Annotated in this window: 5 protein-coding genes and 1 pseudogene; all 6 read left to right on the forward strand. The window is 60.9% G+C overall.

Annotated elements, in window-relative coordinates:
* A pseudogene (locus tag WBP53_RS14885) lies at positions 1-372 on the forward strand (UDP-3-O-(3-hydroxymyristoyl)glucosamine N-acyltransferase); the annotation flags it as partial.
* Entirely contained in the window at positions 365-835 is a 471-nt protein-coding gene (gene fabZ / locus WBP53_RS14890) for a 3-hydroxyacyl-ACP dehydratase FabZ (protein WP_423930296.1), read from the forward strand. The pseudogene WBP53_RS14885 and the gene fabZ, both read left to right, overlap by 8 nt.
* The gene (gene lpxA / locus WBP53_RS14895; RefSeq protein ID WP_423930298.1) at positions 835-1605 is read left to right on the forward strand and encodes an acyl-ACP--UDP-N-acetylglucosamine O-acyltransferase; all 771 of its coding nucleotides are present in this window, start codon (positions 835-837) and stop codon (positions 1603-1605) included. The genes fabZ and lpxA overlap by 1 nt, the downstream gene beginning before the upstream one ends.
* Positions 1606-1855: 250 nt before the next feature.
* Positions 1856-2986 (forward strand): lipid-A-disaccharide synthase, encoded by a 1131-nt coding sequence (gene lpxB / locus WBP53_RS14900; protein ID WP_423930304.1) that lies wholly within the window; start codon positions 1856-1858, stop codon positions 2984-2986.
* A 5-nt stretch (positions 2987-2991) separates the two neighbouring features.
* Positions 2992-3669 carry a ribonuclease HII gene (gene rnhB, locus WBP53_RS14905; RefSeq protein WP_423930300.1) on the forward strand — a complete coding sequence of 226 codons (678 nt, stop codon included), beginning with the start codon at positions 2992-2994 and terminating at the stop codon, positions 3667-3669.
* A 94-nt stretch (positions 3670-3763) separates the two neighbouring features.
* Positions 3764-7285, forward strand: coding sequence for a DNA polymerase III subunit alpha (dnaE, locus tag WBP53_RS14910; RefSeq protein ID WP_423930302.1), 3522 nt, complete (start codon positions 3764-3766; stop codon positions 7283-7285).
* Positions 7286-7424 lie beyond the last annotated feature (139 nt).

Here is a 7424-nt window from a genome sequence, read left to right on the forward strand (position 1 = left end):
GGTGCACTCGAAAATACCGTTCTTGAAGAGGACGTGCGACTGGACAACCAGATTCAGGTGGCCCACAACGTCACGATCGGCGCACACACCGCGATCGCCGGCTGTGCTGCAATCGCCGGAAGCACACAGATAGGCCGAAACTGCCTGATTGGGGGCGGGGCTGGCATAATTGGCCATTTGACGATTGCTGATCGCGTCACCATCACGGCAATGAGCCTGGTCACCCATTCAATTCGTGACTCAGGCGAATATTCGTCGGGAACACCGATCCAGGAAAGCCGGCTCTGGCGGCGCAACGCAGCGCGCTTCAAGCACCTCGACGAACTGGCTAGAAATGTTGCAGACAAAACCAAGGGAAACCGCAATGAATGAACCGAAATCGTCGCCCGAGCAAGGCCCGATCGACGTGAGGCGTATCACCCAGCTTTTGCCCCATCGATTCCCGTTTCTGCTGATCGATCGCGTGCTCGAATACGAGGACGGCAAACGCCTGACAGCGCTGAAAAACGTAACGTTCAATGAGCCGTTTTTCCAGGGCCATTTCCCCGGCCACCCGGTCATGCCAGGCGTACTCGTCATTGAAGCCCTGGCGCAAGCCTCGGGCGCGCTAGTGCAGTTGTCGGCCAGCCAGGATCCGAACCAGCCGGCACTTTTCTATCTGGTCAAGATCGACAAGGCTCGCTTCACGCGAATCGTCGTACCGGGAGACCAGCTCATTCTCGAAGTCGAGCGGAAACGAACATTGCGCCGCATGGGACTGTTCTGGGGGCAAGCCAAGGTTGATGGCGAAGTCGTTGCAGAAGCAGAACTGCTTTGCGCCGAGCGGAGGGAATGATGATCCATCCGACCGCCCTGGTGGACCCCAGCGCACGCCTTGGCGAAAACGTCAGCGTCGGCGCATTCAGCATCATTGGACCGGACGTTGAAATCGGTGATGGCACAACGATCGGCTCGCATGTGGTCATCGAAAGCCAGACCCGGATCGGCAAGGACAATCGAATCTGGCAATTCGCCTCGCTGGGCTCGGCTCCACAGGACAAGAAATTCCACGGTGAGCATTCCAGGCTTGAAATCGGCGACCGCAACGTCATCCGCGAGTTTGTATCGTTCAATCGAGGCACGGAGGATGGCGGCGGACTGACCCGGATCGGCAACGACAACTGGCTGATGGCCTATGTGCATATCGCGCATGACTGCACGGTCGGCAACAGCGCCATTTTTTCGAATGCCGCTTCACTGGCCGGACATGTAACCGTTGACGACTGGGTCATCCTGGGTGGCTTCACCCTCGTCCATCAGTTTTGTCAGGTCGGCGCGCATGCGTTCACGGCGATGGGAGCGATCATCAACCGAGATGTCCCGCCCTATGTGACCGTGGCCGGCAGTTTTGCCGAACCCAAGGGAATCAACTCCGAAGGATTGCGCAGGCGCGGCTATTCCTCGGACCGGATCATGGCCATCAAGCGCGCCTACCGGACTCTCTACAATTCCGGCCTTCCCCTCTCAAAGGCCCGATCCGAACTGGCCCTTGCCGCCGAGTCCGCACCCGACGTCAAGCTCATGCTCGACTTCATTGAACGTTCTCAACGCTCGTTGGTGCGTTAAGGGCCGGGAATCGAGAATGGGGAATGGGTTTGGCTTGACGAACTTTTGGTTGCTCGAGAATTCTGGAGTTGAAAGACTCTGCTTGAGAATTGACCAACCCCAGATTGCTGTTGAAAGGAAGCATAGCGCGACTCCAGGAATCGCACGACACCATGACCGATTCCCCATTCCCCCCCCCCATTCCCGGCTATTCATTCTTGTAGCCGGCGAAGCATCGGGTGACCTGCTCGGTGCCGATCTGATCGAGTCACTGAGAGATCGCTTTCCGGATGCGCGTTTTGCCGGGATTGGTGGTCCTCGCATGATCGCCGCAGGACTCGATGCGTGGTTTCCTGCGGAACGTCTTGCGGTCATGGGGCTTGCCGAAGTCCTGCGCCATCTTCCTGGGCTGCTGTGGATTCGACGAGCCGTGCGCAAGCGCGCCGTCGCACTACGCCCCGATGCCTTCATCGGCATTGATGCTCCCGACTTCAATCTCGGCCTCGAACGAAAACTGAAACGAGCAGGCATTCGCACCCTCCACTACGTCAGTCCATCGATATGGGCATGGCGCGAGAATAGAGCGCAAAAGATCGGACAGTGCGTGGATCGCGTGCTCTGCCTGTTTCCGATGGAGCCGCCGGTGTATGCGCGGCACAACGTGGACGCCCGCTTCGTTGGGCACCCGCTGGCCAATGCGTTTGACCTCGAGCCCGATCAGAACGCTGCGCGCACCCGCCTGGGACTGCCTGCCAACGTTCCTGTGCTCGCCCTGCTGCCTGGCAGCCGGCTAGGCGAGATCAAGCGCCTCGGCGCGGACTTCATTGCCGCCGCCCAGATCCTGGCAAAGGAAATTCCGAATCTGCACGTTGTCGCACCGATGGCAAATGAAGTGTGCGGCAGGGCTTTTGCCAACGCGTTGGCGAAAGCGGGAGTGGGGAATGGGGAATGGGGCGTTGAAGGGCGCAAAGGCGACGATGCTCCTGCGCTGACCATTCCCGATTCCCCATTCTCCATTCTCATTCTGAATGGCCAATCCCACACCGCCATGGTCGCCGCTGATGCCATCTTGCTGGCCTCCGGCACGGCGGCGCTGGAAGCCTTGTTGGCCAAACGACCGATGGTCGTGGCCTACCGTCTCGCTGCTTTGACCCACCGTATCGTCAAGGGCCTGGGGCTGCTCAAGGTCGAGCGCTATTCGCTTCCCAACCACCTGTCCGGCAGGGACCTGGTGCCGGAGCTGATGCAGGATCAATGCACCCCGCCCGCACTGGCGGACGCCCTGCGCGACAGCCTGCGCACGCGAAGCGTTTCTCCTGACCTGCTGGTCGAATACAAGCGAATTCACGAGTCATTGCGCGGCGATGCACGCCACAGCGCAGCCACCGCGATCATCGACTGATGGCGATGCGTCGGTGTCCACGCAGCGATGCAACACGCAGGGATCTGTTCGCCAGCCCGCACCCGGATCTCGCCGGCCGGACCGCTGGCGTCGACGAAGCAGGCCGAGGGCCGCTGGCGGGTCCCGTTGTCGTTGCCGCTGTCATTCTTGATCCAGCGCAGCCGATCGCTGGCCTGGCCGACTCAAAGGCCCTGAGCGCACGCCAGCGCGAGCGGCTTGCCGATGAAATCCGAAATTCCGCACTGGCATGGTCCCTCTGCATCGTGGAGGCGGCAGAAATTGACCTGTTGAACATTCTTGCCGCCACCATGGCGGGCATGTCACGCGCGCTGGCGTCGCTGCCCTGTTTGCCGGAGCTGGCCCTGATTGATGGCAATCGGCTGCCTGGCGACTTGCCGTGTACTGGCAGAGCCATTGTCGGCGGCGATGCCACGGAAGCCTGTATCAGCGCGGCATCAATCCTGGCCAAGACCGAGCGCGATCGCCTCATGGTTGCACTCGATCGCATTCATCCCGGCTATGACTTTGCCCGTCACAAGGGCTATCCGACCGCCGCCCACCGGGAAGCGCTGGAGCGACTGGGGCCATGCCCGCAGCATCGGCGCAGCTTCGCCCCGGTCCGCAACGCTCTGGCCTGCAAAAGTGACGAGGACGCGCGGCCACCAAGCACCGAGCAAGACTGAGCCGGCCCGGCCACAAGCCCACGCCAAGGCAACGCAAGCTTGTTAGACCCGCACGTGGCCGCTACTCTGTCGGCTCCTCACGTTTGTTGCCGCCATGCCCGCGGATTTTGTCCATCTGCACGTCCACAGCGAGTATTCGCTGGTCGATTCGACGATCCGGATCAAACCGCTGGTTACGGCCTGTGCGGCGACCGGCATGCCAGCCGTGGCCCTGACCGATCAGGTCAACCTGTTTGCCCTGGTCAAGTTCTACGCCGCAGCCGAAAAAGCGGGGATCAAGCCGATAGCCGGTTGCGATCTCTGGATCGAAGATCCGGCCGATCGCGCAAAACCGCATCGAATCACCTTGTTGTGCCAGGATCTCGAAGGCTACAGAAACCTTTCGCGCCTGGTTTCGCGGGCCTGGGCACATGGTCGCCACGGAGACCATGCGCTGATCGAAAGCGCATGGCTGGTCGAAGCCAGTCGCGGATTGATCGTACTCGCCGGCCGTGAGAGCGAGGTCGGCAAGCTGCTTGTGAATGGCCGTGAAGAGGCCGCGCGCGAATGCGTGCGCGAATGGCAACGGCATTTTCCCGATCGCTTCTACCTTGAACTCGTGCGCACACAGCGTGCCGATGAAGATGTCCACGTAGCTGCTGCGGTGGAGCTTGCCGTCCAGTTGCAGGTTCCCGTGGTGGCCAGCAACGATGTGCGGTTTCTCAAGCCGGATGACTTCGAGGCGCATGAGGCGCGCGTCTGCATCCACGATGGTCGCGTGCTGGCGGATCCGAAGCGCCCACGATCCTATTCGGCTGAGCAGTACCTGAAATCTCCGCAGCAGATGATCGACCTGTTCGCCGACTTGCCGCAGGCAATCGAGAACACAGTCGAACTTGCAAAGCGCTGCAATCTTGAATTGACCTTTGGCACCTACTTTCTCCCTGAGTTCCCGATCCCCGCCGGGCACACGCTGGACTCCTGGATCCGTAGCCAGTCACACCAGGGCCTGGCCGCTCGCCTGGCCCGGCAAGCCCCTGCGCAAGGTTTTGCCACGCACGACTATGAAAGGCGCCTGGAAACCGAAGTCGACGTGATCGTCGAAATGGGCTTTCCCGGGTACTTCCTGATCGTTGCCGACTTCATCAACTGGGCCAAGGACCACGACATCCCGGTCGGCCCCGGGCGCGGATCCGGCGCAGGTTCGGTAGTCGCCTGGGCGCTCGGCATCACCGATATCGACCCGCTGCGATACGGCCTCCTGTTCGAACGGTTCCTCAACCCCGAACGTGTCTCCATGCCCGATTTCGATATCGATTTCTGCATGGACAAGCGCGACCGCGTGATTGAGTACGTGGCGCACAAATACGGTCGCGATCACGTCAGCCAGATCATCACGTTTGGCACGATGGCGGCCAAGGCCGTACTGCGCGATTCCGGGCGCGTCCTTGGCATGCCATACGGCCAGGTCGACCGGATTGCCAAGCTGATACCGATGCGCCCCCTCGACCTGAGTCTGGAAGACGCACTCGGCCGCAGCGAAAAATCGCGAAAGGAACCCGATCGGGTCGTCAGTGAATTCAAGAGCGAGTACGAGAACGACGACGAGATTCGCGAGCTGGTTGATCTTGCCCTGAAGCTCGAGGACCTGACCCGCAACGCCGGAAAACATGCCGGCGGTGTCGTCATTGCCCCCGGTCCGCTGACCGACTACGTGCCGGTCTACAGTGAAGCCGGTGGTGAAGGCGCCGTTACCCAGTACGACAAGGACGACGTGGAAAAAGTCGGCCTGGTCAAGTTCGACTTCCTTGGCCTGCGCACGCTGACCATCATCGACTGGGCGGTCAAGGCGATCAACGTGCGTCGTGCCAGGACTGGCGAGACGGCGCTCGATATCAGCCAGTTGCCGCTGGACGATGCTGCCGTCTACACGCTGTTCAAGCGTGCCCAGACCATCGCCGTTTTCCAGTTTGAATCACGTGGCATGCAAGGCATGCTCAAGGATGCCAAGCCTGACAGATTCGAGGATCTGATCGCACTCGGCGCACTGTATCGCCCCGGTCCAATGGACCTGATTCCAAGCTACTGCAAGCGCAAGCACGGCACTGAAGTCATCGAGTATCCAGACCAGCGCGTTGAACCTGTACTGCGCGAGACCTACGGCATCATGGTCTACCAGGAACAGGTCATGCAGATGGCCCAGATCGTCGGCGGCTACTCGCTGGGCGGTGCTGATCTGCTGCGCCGTGCCATGGGCAAGAAAAAAGTCGAGGAGATGGCCAGGCACCGCGCGATCTTCCGCGAAGGTGCCGCGAAGAATGGTGTCGACGAACGCATGGCCGATGCGGTGTTCGACACCATGGAGAAGTTTGCCGGCTACGGCTTTAACAAGTCGCATGCCGCCGCCTATGCACTGGTGTCATATCAGACGGCATGGCTGAAGACCCACTACCCTGCCGAATTCATGGCGGCGGTGCTTTCCGCCGACATGGACAATACCGACAAGGTCGTCAATCTGCTCGGTGAAGCACGCACGATCGGGCTCGAGGTACTGCCACCGGATATCAACGCTTCCGGTTACAAGTTCCATGCGCTCGACGCTGACACGGAGGGCCTCGCATCGAAGAAGATCCGCTATGGCCTCGGCGCGGTAAAAGGTGTTGGTGAAGGCGCCATCGACAACGTCGTCAATGCTCGGGAAAGCGGAGGCGTGTTCAAGGATCTCGGCGATTTCTGCCTGCGCGTCGATTCGCAGAAGATCAACAAGCGCACGCTCGAAGCATTGATACTTTCGGGATCAATGGATGCCCTGGCCGGCAACCGTGCCAGCCTGATGTCGCAGCTTCCCGAAGCAGTGCGCGCAGCCGAACAACACGCCCGCAATGCACTGGCCGGCCAGAACGACATGTTCGGTGCAGCCAGTCCGGCTGCGGTGACCATCGAGCTGGTCGAAGTCGAGGACTGGCCGGCAGAGCGACGGCTCGCAGGCGAGCGGGATACGCTCGGACACTACCTCTCCGGCCATCCGACCGATGCCTGGCGGGAATTGTTCGCCCGAGTCGTGAGTTGCCCAGTCGGAGAGCTTGAAAAGCATCACAAGCCACAGGAAGGACGAAGCCGATTTGGCGGCGGCCAGTCATTCACCCTGGCTGGCTCCGTGCTGGGCTTGCGCAAGCAGGGCGAATCGCGCGCCTTTGTGCAGGTCGAAGATTATTCGGGTCGTTTCGAGGCCGTCCTGTATCGCGAAGCCTGGACCGAGTTTGCGCCCTTGCTCAGTCGTGACGCGATCCTGGTTTTCGAAGGCTCGTTGTCGATCGACGACTTTTCCGGGAATTACCAGCTACGCACCCAGCGCGTGAGCACGATCGAATCTGCCTGCGAGCGCCAGGCTCGCTTGTTGCGACTGCGCGTGAACGGTATTGGCGACGATTTCGCCACGCGCCTGTATGCCGCCCTGGAGGCCAGCCGTGGTGGCACCACCACGGTACGAATTGCGTTCAGCAACGAAAGCGGCCGCGGCGAGATCGAACTGGGGCCCGAATGGCGAGTGCGCGCCAGTCCGGCCCTGGCCCAGGCGGTCGCAGGGCTGGACGGGGTCATCGAGGCAGAATTCGTCTACGGGCATTCCGTCGGGTAAATTTGCCGCCCCAGACTCACGCTGCGACGCGAAACGCTATACTCGCGCTCTTCTGATTCAAACAGCGCCGAATGAACCCCAACTTCCTCGAATTCGAAGCACCGATCGGCGAACTCGAAGCCAAGATCCAGGAGCTGCG

It is taken from the genome of Dokdonella sp., assembly GCF_049593775.1.
Classification (GTDB): domain Bacteria; phylum Pseudomonadota; class Gammaproteobacteria; order Xanthomonadales; family Rhodanobacteraceae; genus Dokdonella.